The following is a 19,318-nucleotide window of genomic DNA, read 5'->3' on the forward strand; positions in this document are numbered from 1 at the left end:
ACAAAGTATTATTAATTAATACAATAGAATAATCATTAGCCTTTTTCTCCCCAAAAACAAACTAGCTATCACCTTAAAAACCACCCCAAAACCGACTAATTCATTAAAATATTTTAGTAATCTCAATAGAATACCGATATTCAAATACTTCAAACCATTGACATCTTATGCAAAGAATTGCTCCCTTAAAGATTGTAAAGGCTTCTGCTGGATCCGGAAAAACATTTAGTCTGACTGTTCACTATCTGACTTTATTGCTATCTAAAGAAAGTAGTTACCGTGAAATTCTCGCCGTTACGTTTACCAATAAGGCTACTGCCGAAATGAAAGGTAGAATAATGACCGTATTGCATGGTCTTGCTATTGCTGATCCCAAAAAAGAAATCGAACAATATAGGAAGCAACTATTAGCTCAAAACGCTAATTGGAATCCACAACTGATCCAAGAAAAGGCCAATCGCATTTATCGCAGAATCCTGCATGATTACAGCCACTTCTCTGTAAGCACAATCGATGGATTCTCCCAAAAGGTAATCCGAAGCTTTACTTACGAACTGAATCTGGATTCAGCCTATGCAATTGAAATGAATAGCAACAAGGTTAAACGTGATTTAACCGTCATGCTAAACCAATTGTTAGATGAACGACCAGATTTACTTGAATGGATTATCAATTATGCCGAGCAAAAGATAAATAACAATGAAAACTGGAATTACAGGCATCAATTGATGAGCTTGGCCAGTCTCATATTTTCGGAGAACTTTCAGGAGTTTGACAGCTATATGATTTCTGCAGATACTCACAAAATCTTCAACCTGTTGAATAGTGAGATTGAAGAAAAAACAAAGACTTTTCTGGATGCCTTGAACCAAGGGTTAGAGGCTTTTAAAGCAGTCTATCGAAGTCTGAATATCGATGATTCAGAAATGAAAGGCAAATCCAGAAACAAATTGGTATCAGCAAGTAAGATCAATGTGGATCTCCGAAAAATATCAATCTCCGATATTCAGGGAAGGATTTTCGATAAATTCGCTGAACTAATAGATAATGAAGATGCCTTTACTGATGGGAATAAAGAGGTACGATATGATTATATGCAGGGAATTCGTCCTGCCATAGATGCTATTCTGGCATTAGAACAGCACTTCGCACTCTATATTGCCTACCAATCGGTACAGACCAACCTATATTTCCTTCGTTTATTAAAAGAAATGAGTGACCTCCTGAGTCAGTGGAGAAAAGAAAACTCAGCCCAACTGATATCTGATGCTCAAATTCTATTAAATAAATTAGGACTCGATGAACATAGCGACCCTACTTTTATCTGGGAAAAAATTGGCAATAAGTACAATTACTTCCTATTCGATGAATTTCAAGATACTTCCAGGATACAATGGAAAAATTACAGCCCGCTCCTGCTGAATGCCTTGGCGGACGCTACTGGAAAAATATCAGAACACCTCGTTGTAGGTGATGTGAAGCAAAGCATTTATCGCTGGAGAAATGGTGATTGGAGAATTTTATTGCAACAAATAGACCAGCAGGTTTCTAGTAATTTCCATCTAGATGCTCAGAATGTCAAGGAGTTTATTGAAAATGGAACTTTGGACACCAATTTCCGAAGTCTCCCTAATATTATTAATTTCAATAATTACCTATTTGAAAAAATCCCTACCCTACTCCAACAAGTTCTGAATGACAAGGTCGCTGAAAGCTTGAATGAAGAGGGTATGATATGGTGGTATGAAACGGGAAACAACAACCTACTGGTTAAAGCATACGAAAATAGCAACCAACTAATTCCTCAAGAAAAACTTGAAACAGGACTACCGCAAGGGAATATTGAAATCAATTTCTTCCCGGTTAGTGATGGTCGAGCGCGAAACAACCAGGTGATGGAAGAATCGGTGGAGGCTCTTTGTCAAAAGATTGCAGAGTGGATCCGTTCTGGAAAATATAAACCAGCCGATATAGGCATCTTGGTAAGAAGCAATGCGCAGGCGAAATTGGTCATCCAGGAACTTATGCGCTATAAAAATTCGGAAAACTTAGATTTTGAAGTTATTTCCGGTGATGCCCTGAGTTTAATCTCCAACCATGCGGTTGGGCTGATTATTGAAACCTTGAGAGCATTAGTTTTTCAATCTGAAAAACATGTTTTGCACCATGCGAATATGGCTTACCTGTATCAGCTGGCTCAAGGCAAATCCTTTTTTGAAGAGTCTAATTGGCTAAAATTCAAGGATAATAAACTGAATGAACTTTCGGCAGTATTACCAACAGCATTAATCGAAAACTGGAGTCAGCTGCAGAAAATGCCTTTGGTTCATTTGGTAGAAAAACTAATTGAAACCTATCATTTAGGCGAAGCTGGTAGTATTCATCTTCCCTATTTGTTAGCATTTAAAGACCAGGTTACTGCTTTTTCAACACAAGGTGAAAGAGGTATTATTCAGTTCTTGGAGTACTGGGATGAAGACGGCGAAAAAGCTGTCCTGCCTTCCAATGATAAGGTCGATGCTATTGAGGTCAGCACCATTCATAAATCAAAAGGCTTAGCCTACGAGGTGGTAATGATTCCATTTTCATCATGGAAATTGGATGGATTGACAAACGGCGATTTCTGGATCAATGTTCTAGAGAGTCCATTTTCAGACCTCGGAAAAATACCTGTAAAATATACCCAAACCTTAGGAAAATCCATCTTCTACAAGCAATACTTTGAGGAAATGCTTTTCAATTATATGGATGCCCTAAATACATTCTATGTGGCGACCACACGTGCCAAAAGTCACCTATATATTACTGCGCCTCAGTTCAAGGAAACTGTGGATAAAAAAACAGGTGAAATCTTAGGCGCAGAAGTTAAAAATGAATTTATTAGTGACTTGCTGATTCAGGCTTTATCGGATACCCATTCCGCATTTCAATTAGAGAATAATTCACTTTCCCTCATTGATACTGAAGGAAATGCAAAGGAGAAGTCCAAGAAAGATTCTGATCAGGAAATCAAAAAAATCTCCCTTGAATATTATCCGCAATCCTTGGCTTTAGAAAGTGCGCTTGAGAAATCTACCTCCAGAACCATCAATACCATCCTGATGTTGGAAAAAGCCGCTCAATATGGGGTTTTAGCTCATGAGATTATCTCGCTGGTTAAAGAAGAGTCCGAGATTGATCCTCTGGTTAATCAATACATAGCAGAAGGCATTTTGGCTGTTGATGAGAAAGACCTTTTATTAGAAGAAATTCAACAAATCTGGAACCATCCAGTAATCAATCAATGGCTAACCGGAGATTATAAAATATGGAATGAATCCAGCATTATCCTTGAAGATGGAAGCACACAGCGACCTGATAAAGTATTTACAAAGGATAACGAAACTATTGTCTTGGATTTTAAATTCACACAAGGAGATTATATCAATCATAAAACTCAAGTAGGACGATATATGAACGCATTAAGCAATGTTGGCTACAGCAATATCAAAGGATATTTATATTATGCAAAATCCAAGGAATTGGTAGAGGTGAAATAATTAGATTTTATGGAAAAAGCATTCTTAAGATTAGTAGCAGAAGATATCCAAACGAGGTTTGGACAGGAAATATCAGATATCGCCATTGTTTTCAACAATAAAAGACCAATTACCTATTTGAAGAAACATCTGGTAGATGTTTATGGAAAGGCAATCTGGTCACCTCAATTTTATACCATTCAGGAATTCTTTGGTCAATCAAGCAATGACTTACAGGCAACTCCATTGAATCAATTCTTTTATTTATATGAATTGCACAATGAGCTTTTGATTAATGAAGGTCGTGATCCTGAATCCTTGGAGGAATTTTACCCAATCGCGGAAATCATCTTGAGTGATTTTGGTCAGATAGATTATGACTTGGTGCCAGTGGACCAAATCTACATGGAGTTGTTTGACACAACAGAAATTGACATCACTTTTCAGCACTTCACTGAAGAACAACAGTCTTTTATCAAACAATTCTGGAAATCATTCAGCATGAAAGGCCATACGGCGGTTCAACAGCGGTTCCTTGCGCTTTGGAAAAGACTACCTGTCCTGTACAACGCTTTCAAAGAAAAGCTGAAACAAGAGAAACAAACAAACTTTCCTACCATCTACCGCGAACTTGCTGAAGGTAAATCAGAGATCCAAAGTTTCATCAAAAAATATAAAAAAGTCCTATTTGTTGGATTCAACGCCCTAAATAGAGCTGAAGCCACACTATTTAAAAAATGGCAGAATGAGGATCTAGCTTTATTCTACTTTGACGTTGATGCCCATTATCTGGATGACAACCTTCAAGAAGCTGGTTTATTCCTTAGAAGGAACCTATTCCAAACAGGACTTCAGAATGCATTGGGGGAAGCTCCTAACATTATTGGAAACCGAAATGGTGAAGTCAATTTATATAAGTCCTTGGGAAAGAACAGTGAGGCAAAATTGCTTCATAATGTTTTACAAAAACATGAGTTTGATTTCAAGAATGAAACTGCAGCGATCTTATTAGCCGATGAAAGTCTCTTGGTTCCTTTATTGCAAAGTCTACCAGCAATTGACCTCAATATCACAACTGGATACCCACTAATTCAGTCTCCAATTTATGGAATACTAGATTTATGGCTTGAAGTTCAACTTTTAGTATCGCAACAGAAAAAAGATAAAATTCCTTACCAGTTATTGGAAACCTTTTTAAGCCATCCAATGACGAAGGTAAGTTGGAAACAAAAACAGGAAATTCAACTTGAATCTTCAAAAAAACAGCTCTTCGAGATTCCTGTAGCCGAGATTAATGTCAGCAGCTCCGTCTTGGGAAGTTTCTTTAAACCGTTGCAAAACCCTAAGGATCTTATTCCTAAGATGATTGGGTTGATTGACGATCTGCTTAGTAGCTTGACCTTGGAAGGGAGAACCCGACTTATCGAGTCCAACCTATTGATTGAAGCAAAGAAGGTCCTCAATCAATTGCATCTAGGTTTTGAAAAACTGGGTAACTTGAGTGTTTTGTTCCAAAGTGGATTGATCAAAAAAGCCTTATCCCCTATAAATTCAGCAATTGAAGGTGATCAGCTTTACGGAATTCAGATTATGGGACTATTGGAAAGTCGTTGTCTTAACTTTGACCACGTTTACATCTTGGGTGCCAATGAAGGCATTCTTCCTAAAACATCAAGCTCAGCAACGTTTCTCCCAAATAACCTGAGAAAAGCATATGGACTTCCGGTTCTTGAAAATCAAGATGCGCTCTCCGCATACTTATTCTACAGACATTTCCAATATAGCGATGATATCCATCTGTTTTTCAACGGCATTGTCGATGAAAGCAGCTCAGGTGAAGAAAGTAGATTTATCAAGCAATTGGATTATGAAACAAATTTCAATTTCATCCAGCATGCTCAGGTTCAACCGCTTTTATTTCCAGTACAACCGCAGGAATTACTGATTGAGAAAAAAGGCGAAATATGGGATAAATTATTCAACTCCTATATCGGCTCTCAAAAGCCAATCTCCGCTTCCGCATTTACAAGTTATCTGATGTCACCGCTGCAATTTTTCTTAAAATATGTTGCCGAGATTAAGGAGCCACCAACAATTTCCCAGGAATTTGAAATGAATAAGTTGGGAACCGTGATCCATGAATGTATGGAGCGCCTGCTAACGCCATTATTATCCAAAAATGATTTTGTCCCAACCTCAGAATTTCAATCTGCACTTGACCTTGTAGACTCTGTGGTCATTGATGAAATCGCGAAGCAGTACGAATCCGAACTCCAGAAATTGGAAGACCTCAACAGCCTTCAACGGATTATGCATAAGATTTCCTCAGAGTATATCAAGATGTACCTTCAGTATGATATGGATCAATATGAATCGATAAAAATTGTTGAACTGGAAAATGATAAGGACTACCTATTGGACTTTGAAATCCAAGTGAATGGCAAACCTGAAAAAGTGAAATTATATGGAATTATTGACCGTGTGGATGAGGTAATTACGAAGCAGGGAATCCGTAAACTTCGAATTGTCGATTACAAAACGGGAGCTGACCAAGTTGTTTTTGGCAATCTAGAAAAGGTATTTGCTGAAAACACCGAGAATAAAGCCTTGCTACAAACCTTGTTCTATGCTTATGTTTATGAGGAAAAGTCAGGAATTCAAGGCTTGGAACCCCATCTATATGTTGCTAGAAGGATGCGAGAAGATGGGACCTTATTCAGAAATAAAAGTGGTAGTATGGTTTTTGAGGATTTGATTCTTGAAGATCAAAAAAAGGTGTTTGTTGAATTCTTAAGAGAAAAATTGGAAGAATTATTTAATCCGGAAATACCATTTAAACATAATCCGGAAGCACAAGTCTATCCTTCTGATCCTTATGGATTATTTTACCGGTACAGTATTTCTGAAAAGGCAGAAGAAGAAGTTTAACAAATAGAAATCAATTTTACTCATGTTAGAAGTTAGTTTTAGGGTCAAGGTATTTTATCATGCAGCGCGGGATTTAAGTTTCACTAAGGCTTCCCGTGAACTAAACATAAGCCAACCTGCGGTATCTAAACATATTCAAGAACTTGAAAATACCATTGGCCAGGCATTATTTTTAAGGAATGGTAGTCGAATTTTATTGACTGAAGCTGGCGCTACATTAATGGAGTCGGTCAAGGTGATAATCCATGAATATGAATTGGCTGATTATAAACTTGGACTATTAAATAACCAGATCCGTGGTAATTTAGTTATCGGTGCAAGTACCACCCTGGCACAATATATCCTTCCAAAACTTATTGCCCAATTTTCGGAAGAAAACCCTTTGATCAATATTAAGTTGTTTACCGGGAATACCGCACAAGTGGACCGTTGGTTATATGAAAGAAAGATCGGTTTAGGCTTTGTGGAAGGAATCGCTGTGGATCAATCCTTAAAATACAACAAAATCCTCGATGATCAGTTAATTTGGGTTGCTCGACATGACCATCCATTATTTAAGCAGACGAGCATTGGTTTGGATGAGCTCAAAAAACAAGAATTTATTTTCAGGGAACATGGGTCTGGAACCAATGATATTGTATTTCAAAAATTCGGCGAAAATAACATTACGGCCCGAGATTTAATCAATCGGGTTCAAATGTCGAGTTCTGAATCTATCAAGCAATATATCCGCTATAGTAATAGTATTGGAATATTGTCTAAATATGCTGTTCAAATTGAAATTGAAAACGGAATATTGAAACAAATTGACGTAGAAAACTTTGAAATCAATCGGGAACTCTATTTAGTTCACCTGCATGGCGAGCTTTCAGGCCTCCCCAAACAGTTTATACGCTTTATTAATCAAGCACTTATAAACTAGCATAACCTAAGGTTATAGGCTATAACATTTTACCGTTTTAGCAAGTCCATTAACAAGCTTAAGTTTGTTCATATGGAAAACAATTTAAACCAATCTAAGAACCTTCTCAAGGAAGTAAATAAGATCGCCAAACAAACAAAAATTGTGGCGGCTTTATTTGTCTTCATTGTAGCTTTAATAATATTGCAAGCGCTGGGAGTAAATACTAAAATATTCCATGTTAAGGCTGATGAAAATAATACTGAAAACAAAGCGGACTCTAATTCCTTAATTCATATAAAGGATTTTAAAGTTGCTCCTTTCCCAGATACAGAGGAAGGTAAAATGGCGGCTTTAGGAGAAAAGCTGATCATTGAAACTCCGAAATACCTAGGCCCGAACAACAAACATGGCGCAGTTTTTACTGGAAATAATTTAGCTTGTGGAAGTTGTCATTTGAATGGCGGAACAAAGGAATATGCCGCGCCCTATATTGGCTTGAGTGCTCTATTCCCAATTTACAGCGGACGGGAAGGCAAGGTGGCAACCTTGGAAGAAAGAATCAACGGATGCTTTGAACGTAGCATGAACGGCAAAAAACTCCCATTTGAAAGCACTGAAATGATTGCTATTGTGAGTTATATCAAACACCTCAGCAAGGATGTAAAAGTTGGTGGCAGAATCGAAGGCCAAGGCTTTGTCGAATTAAAAGCGCCAGACAGAAGAGCCGACTTGCAACATGGTGAATCTGTCTTTAAAACCCAATGCGTAAGTTGTCATCAACCGAATGGCTTGGGATTACCTAAAAAAGCTGATGCACCAGATGAAGGTTATATGTATCCGCCATTATGGGGATCAGATTCTTTTAACGATGGCGCCGGAATGGGCAGAATGCTAACCGCAGCCAAATTTATTAAAGGAAACATGCCTTTAGGCGCAAGCGCTGAATCGCCAATTTTATCCGATGAGGAAGCCTATGATGTCGCAGCTTATATAAACTCCTTTGAAAGGCCATCGAAAGTGAATAAGGAAAAAGATTACCCTGATTTAAGCAAAAAACCTAAGGATAGTCCCTACCCTCCTTTCGCAGATAATATATCAGAAGAACAACATAAATACGGACCATTTAATTTTTAATACCCATGAAAAATATCATTCTAATTTGTAGTATCATCTTATTAAGCACTAGCCTTAAGGCACAAAGCAACAATATGGAAAACAAACTCAAAGAAAACGCCCAGTTTACTGGTGCTGTAGCTCACAACAAACATTACAAAGCTATTTATCAATTAGATTCCAACAACCCTGATATCATTAAAAAGGCATTTAGAAACATAAAGAATGTCCTTAATGACCCTAGGTTGGAAGGAAAAATCGAGGTAGAACTGATTACATTCTCTGGAGGCACTGAAGTCATGTTAAAAGACTCAGGATATGAGGATGCCCTAAAAGAATTGATAGCCAAAGGTGTTAGAGTAGCACAATGCACCAATTCCTTACATGAACGTAATCTGAAAAAAGAACAACTTTTTGATTTCATAGGCTATGTTCCTAGTGGAAATGGAGAATTGGTTATTCGCGCATCTGAAGGTTGGGTGATTGTCAAACCTTAATTTCCCATTAAAAAAATATTGATATATAATGAAGAACATGAAACGATTACTATTACTAGCTGTTATATTGATGATGAATAAAGTAAATGCACAGGACAAATATCAATATGATCCACCTTGGAATACTCCTCCACAATCTGCAGTGAACTTTACAGTTCCTGGAATTGATAATGTCCCGGATTTATTTGGAGATATTGTAGATCCGCAACTCGTTGTTTTCTTTGCTGGAAATCAGTTTATGGTGATGGATGACCTGCTGGAAGCTTTTAAAAAGAAACATCCGAATTACGAACGAATATTCGTTGAAACCTTGCCGCCTGGAATTTTGGCTAAACAAATTGAAGGCGGATCAATTACAATTGGGAATATGAAAATAACCCATAAACCCGATGTATATGCCGCTGGTAAAAATAGAATTGACAGCATGCAAAACCTATTTGCCAGAACTGAGGTCTATGCATACAATAAATTGGCTATTATGGTTCCTAAGGGAAACCCCAAATCAGTAAAGAAAGTCCAAGACCTTGCCCGTAAGGATGTGAAGATAGCAATGCCTAATCCTGCATGGGAAGGAATCGGAAGGCAAATCGTCTCAGTATATAAAAAACTGGGTGGTGCTGAATTAGAAAATAGCATCATGAAGGAAAAAGTAGATAATGGCTCAACCTATTTGACCAAAATTCACCATAGGGAAAGTCCGATGAAGATTCTTTATCAAGAAGTCGATGCTGCACCTGTTTGGTATTCAGAGGTAGTGTACCAACAACTATTAAAGCATCCGGTAGAAATGGTAGAAATACCTAATAATGAAAATATCAAAGCTACTTACATGATTGCTGAAATGAAGGATGCACCTAGAGCACAAGCTGCCAAAGATTTTGTAGATTTCATGAAGTCGGCGGAAGCAAAAGCAATTTATAAGAAATATGGTTTTGAAACACCATAGTTTGTTTAATTAAAATTGAAAAGGGATCCAAGTCTTGATTTGGATCCCTTTTTTAATTTACTTTTTTATTTTCTTGATGGCCTTGTTAGCTCTTTTGGTAGCCGTACTGATTTTATAATCTAGCCATTTATCTTTAAATATCTTTCGCATGGTATCGTCGAAATGACGAGTCACGAATAAATTCCTCGCTCCTTTTAATTTCTCGCTCAAAGAGTTCGCCAATGCGCGAACAGAAATGGAGTAACCTTCTGTTTCATATTGGATATAATGCCACCAACCAGCAGGCATATATAAAGTCTCGCCTGGATTGATTACGGCTTCGTATCCATCAAGGAATTCCAATCCTGGATAATCCTTGACATCACTCTTCTTCAGATTAGCGATGCTATGAAAGTTATATGGCAACTTATACATTAAGTCCGATTGATTGTTCGGAAACAACCAAATACGTTTTGATCCTTGAAACTGAGAAATGAAGACGTGCGACATATCGATATCAAAATGGTTCCTCGTAGCGGAACCTTCGCCTCCAAAAAACATATAAGGTAACCATTGAATTACTTTTCCGCCTGTTACATCATTGAATATAACATCCTTCTTTAATTCAGGACGTATTTTCATTAGATTAAACAAGAATAATCGTAGCTCTGTAGGCTCTTTCTGTATAGTGTCTAAATACTCTCCAAAGGTCATTTTACCCACAGGAGGGCTGGCAGCATGGTTTTGAGATTCCTCTTCCCGACCATAAACGTCGATTTTCTCATTACCCGCTATTTCCTTGAAATAGTCGTAGCTCCACTTGGACCAACAAGGGCTATCTTTACTGATAAAATCCTTGATGATAACCGGCTGACCCTTATTAAGATAGTCCTTAATAAAGTCCTTTGTAGCTATTCCAGATATACTATTAACAGGTTTTAATTTCACAATATTCCCATTTTTGAGTTAATGCAAACATAAAAAAAATATTTCTACAATAAATATACCTAACCCAATACAGTGTTAATTTTATGTCTAATTTTCCGAAATTTAGGGAGAAATAATTTATTAAAAAATGATAAAAATCAAATTTGTCGATGTTCTGATTATTTCGATTTCTTTCGCAGTAAATTCTCACTAAAAACAACAAAAAAAAGACTATCCTGTTTGGGATAGTCTTTATATTTTTTAGGACGATGCCTATTTATTGGCTTGTTTAATATATTGCTCGATCGCCATCGTCATACTTGGGGCATTTGGAGTCGGCGCTGGAATATCCAGTATCAATCCATGTTCAAGTAAGGCTTGCTGAGTAGTAGCACCAAAAGCTGCTACGCGAGTATTGTTCTGAACAAAATCCGGGAAGTTTTCATATAAGGACTGAACACTAGATGGACTAAAGAACACAATGATATCGTAAAAAACATCCTTCAGATCCTTAATATCTGAAATCACTGTCCTGAATAGAACTGCAGGCGTGAAATCATATCCATTCTCTTGCAACCATCGCTGTGTTTCTTCATTGGCAACATCAGAACAAGGAAATAAAAATTTCTCCTTATTATGTTTCTTCAAAACATCTTCTAAATCCTGCGCTGTTTGTTTTCCAAAGAAAATTTTGCGCTTGCGATATTGAATATATTTTTGAAGATACAGTGCAATCGTTTCTGAAATACAAAAGTACTTGAGCTCCGCCGATACTTCAAAACGCATTTCCTCACATACTCTAAAGAAATGATCAACCGCATTCTTACTCGTGAAAATGACCGCAGAATAATCTGCAAAATTTACCTTCTCTTTTCTGACGTCTTTTGCCGAAACGCCTTCTACATGTATAAATCCTCTAAAGTCTAATTTTAAATTATACTTCTCTGCTAGTGTGAAATAGGGAGATTTATCGTTTTCAGGTTTTGGTAAAGTAACTAAAATGCTCTTTACTTTTTTGGATCTTTCTACATCAATCTGCATATACTCTTTCTTAATTACTTAGTGACCTCACTAATATCAAAATTGGTGCTAATTCGAGACTGCAAAGATAAAGAATTAAATAAAAAATAGAAAATTTGAAATGTCCGAATAGATGAAATGCAGTCCGAATAAACCTATACGAGAATAAAATAATTACAATAACAATGTAGATGATTGAGATCAATTGAAAATAATTTGCCGGAATAAAGACAACTGCTAGTAAAAATGGCATGAGGAAAAACATGCTGTTAAAATATACTAGGTAAAGAATTGCAATATATTCCCGTACAATTTTGTCCAATTGAAAAACAAATGACACAAATCGAATCAGTAAAATTTTCGCTATAAATAGTAAAGCAATGAGGCCAGAATTTTTTAGAAAATTTTCGAAAGTAAGATAATTTTTGTCGCCGAAACTTGACACAATCACGACCACAAACAATCCTAAAGAAAGACTGAATACGGCATATAAAAATATATAGGGCCAAGACGTCGCAAGGTTATCTTCCTTACTCACCTGTAAGAGCAATCGCTCCTTATAATAGGCATCAACAATTATCTTTAATTCTACCGGAAAGACAATCCTGAGAACACCTAATACCAGAAATAACAAAAATACAATCAATAATACCCAAGCTGGCCGATTATCCTTCTCTAATCCATCCTGAAGCAAGGATTGCTTCTGTTGGTAGCCAATATCATCAATCCCGAAAAATAAATCCTGGCTCCCTCTTTTTAGGGTAGAATCAAATTCTATTTTTAAATAGTTCAACTCTTTGTAGGGAGAAAGAATAATTTGACTATTTTTAAGGTTGTTGTCCAAGGATTCGAATAAAGCAACTCGAGCTAATGAGTCTCTAACTGCTACTGAATCAACAACAGAAACAGAATCTACTGGCAAATTTTGCCCATAACTTTTAGGAGCAATAAATATGCTGCTGAAAACAAGAAATAAGAAAAACCCAATAGTAATTATATGCTTCATGAAAGTCGTAAAGTTAGAATAATTTAATCGCTTTATAAATTGAAAAAATGAGTAAAAAAGAAATAGTAAGATGTGGCTGGTGTGGAACTGATAAATTGTACCAAGACTATCATGACAAGGAATGGGGTAAACCTACTAATGACGATAAAATCTTGTTTGAGTTTCTAATCCTGGAATCTGCCCAAGCTGGCTTGAGTTGGATTACAATCCTCAAAAAAAGGGAAGGATATAGAAAAGCGTTCTCCAACTTCGACTATAAAAAAATCGCAAAATATTCTGACGCAGATGTGGACCGCTTATTGGAGGATACCGGAATTGTAAGAAATAGATTAAAAATAGCAAGCAGCATTCATAATGCTAAGATATTCATGGAAATTCAAAAGGAATTCGGCAGTTTCTATAATTATCTTTACAGCTTCCTGCCTGATCAAAAACCTATTGTCAACTTTTTAGAAGACTTAAAAGATGCTCCTGCCAAAACTGAACTCTCGGATAAAATCGCAAAAGACCTTAAAAAACGGGGGATTAAGTTTTTTGGCTCTACAACCTGTTACGCCTATATGCAGGCAATCGGAATGGTGAATGACCATTTGGTCTCTTGTAGTTTTAGATAGAACTTGTAAGGGGGATATTTTTATAGATATTCTGTAGGTTACGGCATTGTCCATTGTAATCCAATCCGTAGCCTACAACAAACTCCCGTTCAATTTCAAACCCAACATACATGATATTATCAAACGAATAAAGTAAACATTCTGGCTTAAGTAATAAGGTGGCAACAGAAATACTTGCCACACCCAATCTTTCCAAAGCCTCAATCGTATGAACCAAGGATCTACCAGAATCCACAACATCCTCGACAATGACAACGTGTCGACCTTCCAGCGACATCCCCACCCCTATCAACTCATGTATTTCACCCTGATTGGTACCCGCATATGAAGCTAACTTTACAAAGGACATTTCACACGGAATATGGACTTGCTTCATCAAATCAGCCATAAACATAAAACATCCATTTAACACTCCTACAAATACCGGATGCTTATCTTCATACCTCAAATTAATATCAATCCCTATCAAACGGATCCTTTTCTGAATTTGCTCATAATCAATCATAAGTTCAAATTCCAAACCATCTATTAATATATTCCTCATGACTTAATTATTTTCTTCTTCTTTGCTCTTACCAAACAATTTCTCCAACAGTGTCTTCCGAATCTGTTCTTCCTTATCGATTTCATCCACAATATCCTTAATATCGTCATGCGTCATCATGGAATCTGGAATTCCTTTCGGTCTTGGTGGTCTTAGGCTTGATTGCAACTCAACTTGATAAAAACCGTAATTCGCAGGAACATTCTCCCCTTCCAACTGATTCAGTTTATTCATAATATAACCGTATGTATTAAAATGCTTCAATACCCAAGGTTTTAAATGTCCTGTATAATCAAAAGAAGAAAGCCCAGTTTTTGGCCTAGGGATAATACTTGATAGATAAAGACTCTCCCCAATCGTAAGCTCAGATGGTTTTTTACCAAAGTAATACTTTGAAGCTTCTGAAATCCCATATACATTCTTGCCCCATTCAATGATATTCAAATATATCTCCAATAAACGATCCTTGCTCACCTGCTTAGACTGTTCCATCAACCAAACCAATAGGATTTCCTCAAACTTCCGCATCATCGTCTTGTTCCTGTTGAGATAAAGATTCTTGATCAATTGCATGGAAATCGTACTGGCACCCCGTTTGAATTTCTTCTCCTTGATATTCGTCACAATAGACAACTCAAAAGCCTCTAATTCAAAGCCATTATGCTTATAGAAAAATGGATCTTCCGTATTTAATACCGTTTTCTTTAAAATTGGCGCAATCTGACCCAATGGCGCAAAATTAGGATTAGTTGCATCCAACCTAATATCGCGCATCTTTAAGGTGTCCTCATAGGCTTCATAGACAAAAGGACCATTTAAATCCGCAATATTGGCCTTACCCCATTTCTTGATTTTTAAATTTTGATCATTGATCTTGGAGGAAAACTTCAATTCATCAGGATCATCTAAATCCACATTAAAATCCATATCATATTGGATATCTCCTTCAACCTGAATTCCATCCAAGGTTTCGAATAACCCTACCGGAAGGGCATCAAAGAAATTCTGAGCCTTAAACATCCCGGTATGAACGGCCATCTCTAGTATTTTCTTTGGTTTACGACTGAACTTTAACTTCGGCTCGAATGAAAAATCCTTGACCTTCACCTTGGTTCCTTGCACCAGTTCAATTGTATTCTCAGACACTAAAAACCCACCTTTTGCAGAACCACCCGGCAACACTATGGTTTCCAATGATAATCGCTTGTGATTAACCCGTAGGTTTTTAGCACTCACCCCTCCCAACATCTCCAAACTCTCCTTGCCCTTTCTAGACACATTATCCAAATGAAAACTTAATTCATCAAAGCTTACATTCAATCCAAACCTCCGGCCTATAAAAGGAATTTTTGCATCCTTGTTATCTGATGAGATAATGACATTCATCGTCTGTCTGCTGGAATTGATATTTCCTTTAAAATTCCACTTCGCCTCCTGCTCATTTAGGAAAACATCAATATCATAATCCCCATCATCAATCAATCCTTCTGGAATTCTAACTACCTGTGTGGAGGCTGAATCCTGAAAAGAAAGACTCACATTTTCAAGATTTAAATTATCTGGAACGGCTTGAAAGGCACGCTTTAGGAGATTATCTATCGTTTCTGCTAAAGTCTTGGCCTCTTGTTTCGTTTCAGTACTATCCTGTTCTGTACGTTTGCGGAATAAAAAATCATAATTTGAGGTACTATCATGCTTGACAAGAGTGATATCAGCATTTTTAAGATCTAACTCATCCAATTGAACAGTCCCTGACAATAAAGGAAAAAGCTTTACCGAAACTTTAAACTGGTCGATTGCAGCTAACTGCTCCGCACTGTCTGGATAAATCTTAACTTTTTGGAAATCTACTGTCGTCAGACCCGCAAATTCATATTTCTGAACATCGAAATTCAATTGATAATCCTCTTTCAGCTTTTTTTGAACTTTGGCAACAGCCTTGTTCAACATATCTCCGCGAATCGACATCGCATAAATAAAACCAATCAACAACACAGCCAATACCGAAGCAGCAGAAATTATGAACCATCTTTTCTTTACGAAACTGAAATCGTGAACCTTGAATCTTTTATTATCTAACATATATGAATAGAAATCCGATGATTAAAGTAAAAATATGCAAAAATCATTAAAAACATCATTATGACAAGATATTGAGCTTCTTTCTTTAATTTTGTTAAATTAATTTAAATCCATGATTACTAAAGAACAGATTTTAGATGCTTTAGGGAATGTTGAAGAACCAGATTTAAAAAAAGACCTGGTAACACTCAATATGATCGAAAACATCGAAATATTACCCAATAAAATCAAATTCGATGTGGTCTTGACCACTCCTGCCTGCCCAATGAAGGGCCATATTGAACATGCTTGTCGGAATGCAATTGCACTTTTTATTTCCAAAGAAGTTGAAGTGGAAATTAATATGACCGCGAGAGTTCGTGCCGTAGAAACATCCCAATTAAAGAATATCAAGAATATTATCTTGGTGTCTTCTGGTAAAGGTGGTGTTGGTAAGTCTACGGTGGCAGCAAATTTAGCATTAGCATTGGCAAATACAGGTGCTAAAACAGGTCTTCTTGACGCAGATATTTATGGCCCTTCGGTGCCATTAATGTTCGGAGTGGAAGACGCTAAACCACAATCTTCTCAAGGTCCTGATGGAAAAAATAGAATCATCCCGATTGAAAGATTCGGATTAAAACTATTATCAATAGGATTCTTTACGGATCCTAACCAACCGATTCCTTGGAGAGGCCCAATGGCAACTTCTGCCATTAAACAACTATTTGGAGACACGGATTGGGGTGATCTCGATTATTTGATCGTAGACATGCCTCCTGGTACTGGTGATATCCATATAACAACGGCGCAAGGCTACCCTATTTCAGGAGCTGTAATTGTAACAACCCCTCAACAGGTCGCTCTGGCAGATGCAATCAAGGGGATGGCCATGTATCAGATGGAAGGTGTAAAAGTTCCTATTGTCGGTGTTATTGAAAATATGTCCTACTTTACCCCTGCTGAATTACCTGATAACAAATACTATATTTTTGGTAAGGATGGTGGAAAAAGATTGGCGACAGATAATAATGTACCTTTCTTAGGGGAAATTCCTTTGGTGAAGTCAGTTGCTGATGCTGGTGATAATGGGTTTCCAATCGCCTTGGATCAGGACGAGCCTGTGGCAGCAGCATTTGCAGAAATCGCTGGCCGCGTAGCACAAGAGCTGAGTATATTGGCCGCAAAGGCTTAATATTAAAGATATAAAAAAGAAAGAAGGTGTCTAAAAAGGCACCTTCTTTTGTTTTAATACCTTTCTTGATCTCAATTATATTTTAAACAATATTAAGCTGCAAGTCGATTTTCTGTACTTTTCATCACGCTGATAGCTTGATTTATCGCAAATAGGGAGTTGTTGCCACCAGGTTTACCAATTAAAGTTTTGCTTTCCCACTTTTTTGCCCATTTTCTTAGGTTATGGGCAATAGCCATCAATCCGAACTCCACAGTAACTTTCTCGAGTCCTTTCATACTAAAGCGGGTAAACTTGTTGTTGCTTTTCATCTGTCCAAATACCGCTTCGACTTCCACGGGTCTTTTGCTTCGATGGTATAGCCCTTGTGTCGATAGTAGTCTTTCTCTAGCTTTAGCCTTGAGCCAAGCAAGGCGGTGATTGACTTCAATCAGACGATTGCCCTGTGCTTTATGACACCCATCACGCATCGGACAGCCCTCACATCGCTGAGCTTGATAGCAGCTCACCTGGGCGGCATATCCGTTGGTACTGACCCTGGTTGTTTGTCCGACAAAGCTTAGTTTCTGTCCTGCCGGACACACATAAAAATCCTCCTGATCATTGTAATATAGGTTCTGTACCGAAAAAGGATCCTGCTTATGCTTTCGCTTCTGCTCCATATGGAAGTAATTGTACTTGATAAAAGCGGTTATATCCTGTCCTTCCAACAACTCATAGTTCTGCTCACTGCCATATCCGGCATCTGCGACGATTGACTCACTTTGTTTTCCGTAACGGGACTCAAAGCCTTCCAAATGTTCCGGTAGGGTTGTCGTGTCTGCGGTAGTCTGATGGATACTGTAATGGGTGATGAACTGTTCCTCGGTACTGATCTGTGTATTGTAGGCGGGTTTGAGTTGACCGTTCTTCATGTGATCCTCTTTCATGCGCATAAACACAGCATCGGTATCGGTCTTACTATAACTATTGCGATCCCCTAGTATTTTCAGCTGTTCTTCATATTTCTGCAATCGTGGCAAGTAGTCATCTTCGAGTTTCTTAAGCTGCTTATCGGTAGACTTATTGGCCACTTTGAGCTTTGCATTGATCGCTTTGATCTTTTCCTTCAGCTGCGTGCTGTCGATAGCCTTGCTAACTTCTTGATTGCCTAATGTAGATTGGTCTTGGGTAATCTGCGCATCAATATCGGCAAGAACCGAAGCGATGTTCGCTTCTAACTTTACCTTGTTTTTCTCAACCGATTTCTTCCATACAAACGTATAACGACCAGCTGCAGATTCGATCTTGGTACCATCAACATACTGAACTTTCAGGCTGACGTACTCCATTTCATGTAACATCCGGACGATACTTGCAAACAACTCCTGTATTTGCCCCTTAAGACGCTTCCCCCTGAAATAGTTGATCGTACGATAATCAGGGGTACTGTTGCCAGAAAGCCACATGAAATAGATGTTCTCTTGTAAGGCGCGTTCAATCTTTCGGCAAGAATAGATATTGCTTAAATAGGCGTAGAACAACACTTTGATGAGCATCCGGGGATGGAAACTAGTAGTGCCTCCCCCTTTATAAAGTCGGATAATATGATCCAGATCCAACTGATCAACAACCTGATTCACCAACCGAACAGGATGGTTCAATGGAATACGATCAAAAATATTTTCAGGAAATAGACTCGGACTATTGGATGGAAGAGCTTTGAATTGTATGTTTGCCATATTGTTTTTTGGGTGCACCTTAAGATACTAAATCTTAAGGACAAAAAACAGAAAACCCCGCCATTTTTTAATGACGGGGTTATTTTTTTTTAGAGACCTTTTTAGACAGCCCCTTCTCTTTTTAATTTATTGTTCCCAGCCATCATTCTGCTTTAGCTCCGGAAATAATGCCGCACCTGATTCTGTAACTGTTGCTGCTGCATCACGTTCCTTTAATAAGGCTGCTAAATAATCTCTCGCAACTCCTTCTTGACCCAAATTATAAGCCGCCTCCGCAGCAGTTAAATACATCTCGGAAATCCTTAAGATTTTCTTAGTTCCGTATTTTTCCAAATCTGGATATTT

15 protein-coding genes are annotated in these 19,318 nt (G+C 37.6%); 8 read left to right on the plus strand and 7 right to left on the minus strand.

From position 1 onward, the window contains the following. The first annotated feature begins 167 nt into the window (after nt 1-167). The 6 genes from ACF3OC_RS16910 to ACF3OC_RS16935 all read left to right on the plus strand — a co-directional run bounded on the left by ACF3OC_RS16910 (nt 168) and on the right by ACF3OC_RS16935 (nt 9,906). Entirely contained in the window at nt 168-3,539 is a 3,372-nt protein-coding gene (locus ACF3OC_RS16910; RefSeq protein ID WP_392470079.1) for a UvrD-helicase domain-containing protein, read from the plus strand. 9 nt (nt 3,540-3,548) lie between these two features. Further along, the gene (locus ACF3OC_RS16915) at nt 3,549-6,446 is read left to right on the plus strand and encodes a PD-(D/E)XK nuclease family protein (protein ID WP_392470081.1); all 2,898 of its coding nucleotides are present in this window, start codon (nt 3,549-3,551) and stop codon (nt 6,444-6,446) included. A 22-nt stretch (nt 6,447-6,468) separates the two neighbouring features. Next, complete coding sequence (locus tag ACF3OC_RS16920) at nt 6,469-7,368, plus strand: LysR substrate-binding domain-containing protein (RefSeq protein WP_392470083.1); 900 nt, start codon at nt 6,469-6,471, stop codon at nt 7,366-7,368. 72 nt (nt 7,369-7,440) lie between these two features. Then, on the plus strand, nt 7,441-8,484 hold the full coding sequence (locus tag ACF3OC_RS16925) for a c-type cytochrome (protein ID WP_392470084.1): 1,044 nt from the start codon (nt 7,441-7,443) through the stop codon (nt 8,482-8,484). Nucleotides 8,485-8,489: 5 nt separating this feature from the next. Then, nucleotides 8,490-8,960 carry a DsrE family protein gene (locus ACF3OC_RS16930; protein ID WP_182499086.1) on the plus strand — a complete coding sequence of 157 codons (471 nt, stop codon included), beginning with the start codon at nt 8,490-8,492 and terminating at the stop codon, nt 8,958-8,960. A gap of 37 nt (nt 8,961-8,997) precedes the next feature. Continuing rightward, complete coding sequence (locus tag ACF3OC_RS16935) at nt 8,998-9,906, plus strand: substrate-binding domain-containing protein (RefSeq protein ID WP_182499087.1); 909 nt, start codon at nt 8,998-9,000, stop codon at nt 9,904-9,906. Nucleotides 9,907-9,963: 57 nt separating this feature from the next. Here the strand turns inward: ACF3OC_RS16935 and ACF3OC_RS16940 are convergent, their stop codons facing one another. From ACF3OC_RS16940 to ACF3OC_RS16950, 3 genes are all read right to left on the minus strand, one after another. Next, nucleotides 9,964-10,833 (minus strand): cupin-like domain-containing protein, encoded by an 870-nt coding sequence (locus ACF3OC_RS16940; RefSeq protein ID WP_392470087.1) that lies wholly within the window; start codon nt 10,831-10,833, stop codon nt 9,964-9,966. A 252-nt stretch (nt 10,834-11,085) separates the two neighbouring features. Then, nucleotides 11,086-11,853 (minus strand): uroporphyrinogen-III synthase, encoded by a 768-nt coding sequence (locus ACF3OC_RS16945; RefSeq protein WP_392470089.1) that lies wholly within the window; start codon nt 11,851-11,853, stop codon nt 11,086-11,088. 10 nt (nt 11,854-11,863) lie between these two features. Further along, nucleotides 11,864-12,838, minus strand: coding sequence for a DUF4271 domain-containing protein (locus ACF3OC_RS16950; protein WP_392470091.1), 975 nt, complete (start codon nt 12,836-12,838; stop codon nt 11,864-11,866). A gap of 47 nt (nt 12,839-12,885) precedes the next feature. Between ACF3OC_RS16950 and ACF3OC_RS16955 the strand changes: the two genes are divergently transcribed. Next, nucleotides 12,886-13,452, plus strand: coding sequence for a DNA-3-methyladenine glycosylase I (locus ACF3OC_RS16955; protein WP_182499089.1), 567 nt, complete (start codon nt 12,886-12,888; stop codon nt 13,450-13,452). On the opposite strand, the gene ACF3OC_RS16960 is transcribed toward ACF3OC_RS16955, so the two are convergent. Together ACF3OC_RS16960 and ACF3OC_RS16965 are read right to left on the minus strand one after the other, a co-directional pair. Next, nucleotides 13,445-13,996, minus strand: coding sequence for a phosphoribosyltransferase (locus ACF3OC_RS16960; protein WP_094258502.1), 552 nt, complete (start codon nt 13,994-13,996; stop codon nt 13,445-13,447). The two genes, ACF3OC_RS16955 and ACF3OC_RS16960, sit on opposite strands and share 8 nt — an antisense overlap. Nucleotides 13,997-13,999: 3 nt before the next feature. Continuing rightward, nucleotides 14,000-16,078 carry a transglycosylase domain-containing protein gene (locus tag ACF3OC_RS16965; protein ID WP_392470095.1) on the minus strand — a complete coding sequence of 693 codons (2,079 nt, stop codon included), beginning with the start codon at nt 16,076-16,078 and terminating at the stop codon, nt 14,000-14,002. Between the two features lie 112 nt (nt 16,079-16,190). Here ACF3OC_RS16965 and ACF3OC_RS16970 point away from each other — a divergent pair, with 112 nt between their 5' ends. Continuing rightward, on the plus strand, nt 16,191-17,252 hold the full coding sequence (locus tag ACF3OC_RS16970) for an Mrp/NBP35 family ATP-binding protein (RefSeq protein WP_094258500.1): 1,062 nt from the start codon (nt 16,191-16,193) through the stop codon (nt 17,250-17,252). Nucleotides 17,253-17,344: 92 nt separating this feature from the next. Here ACF3OC_RS16970 and ACF3OC_RS16975 read toward each other — a convergent pair whose 3' ends face one another. Together ACF3OC_RS16975 and ACF3OC_RS16980 are read right to left on the minus strand one after the other, a co-directional pair. After that, the gene (locus ACF3OC_RS16975; RefSeq protein ID WP_277712172.1) at nt 17,345-18,973 is read right to left on the minus strand and encodes an IS1182 family transposase; all 1,629 of its coding nucleotides are present in this window, start codon (nt 18,971-18,973) and stop codon (nt 17,345-17,347) included. Between the two features lie 126 nt (nt 18,974-19,099). After that, complete coding sequence (locus ACF3OC_RS16980) at nt 19,100-19,306, minus strand: RagB/SusD family nutrient uptake outer membrane protein (RefSeq protein WP_094258499.1); 207 nt, start codon at nt 19,304-19,306, stop codon at nt 19,100-19,102. Between the last annotated feature and the right edge of the window lie 12 nt (nt 19,307-19,318).

Origin of the sequence: Sphingobacterium cellulitidis (assembly GCF_043187465.1) — a bacterium.
Lineage (GTDB): Bacteria > Bacteroidota > Bacteroidia > Sphingobacteriales > Sphingobacteriaceae > Sphingobacterium > Sphingobacterium cellulitidis.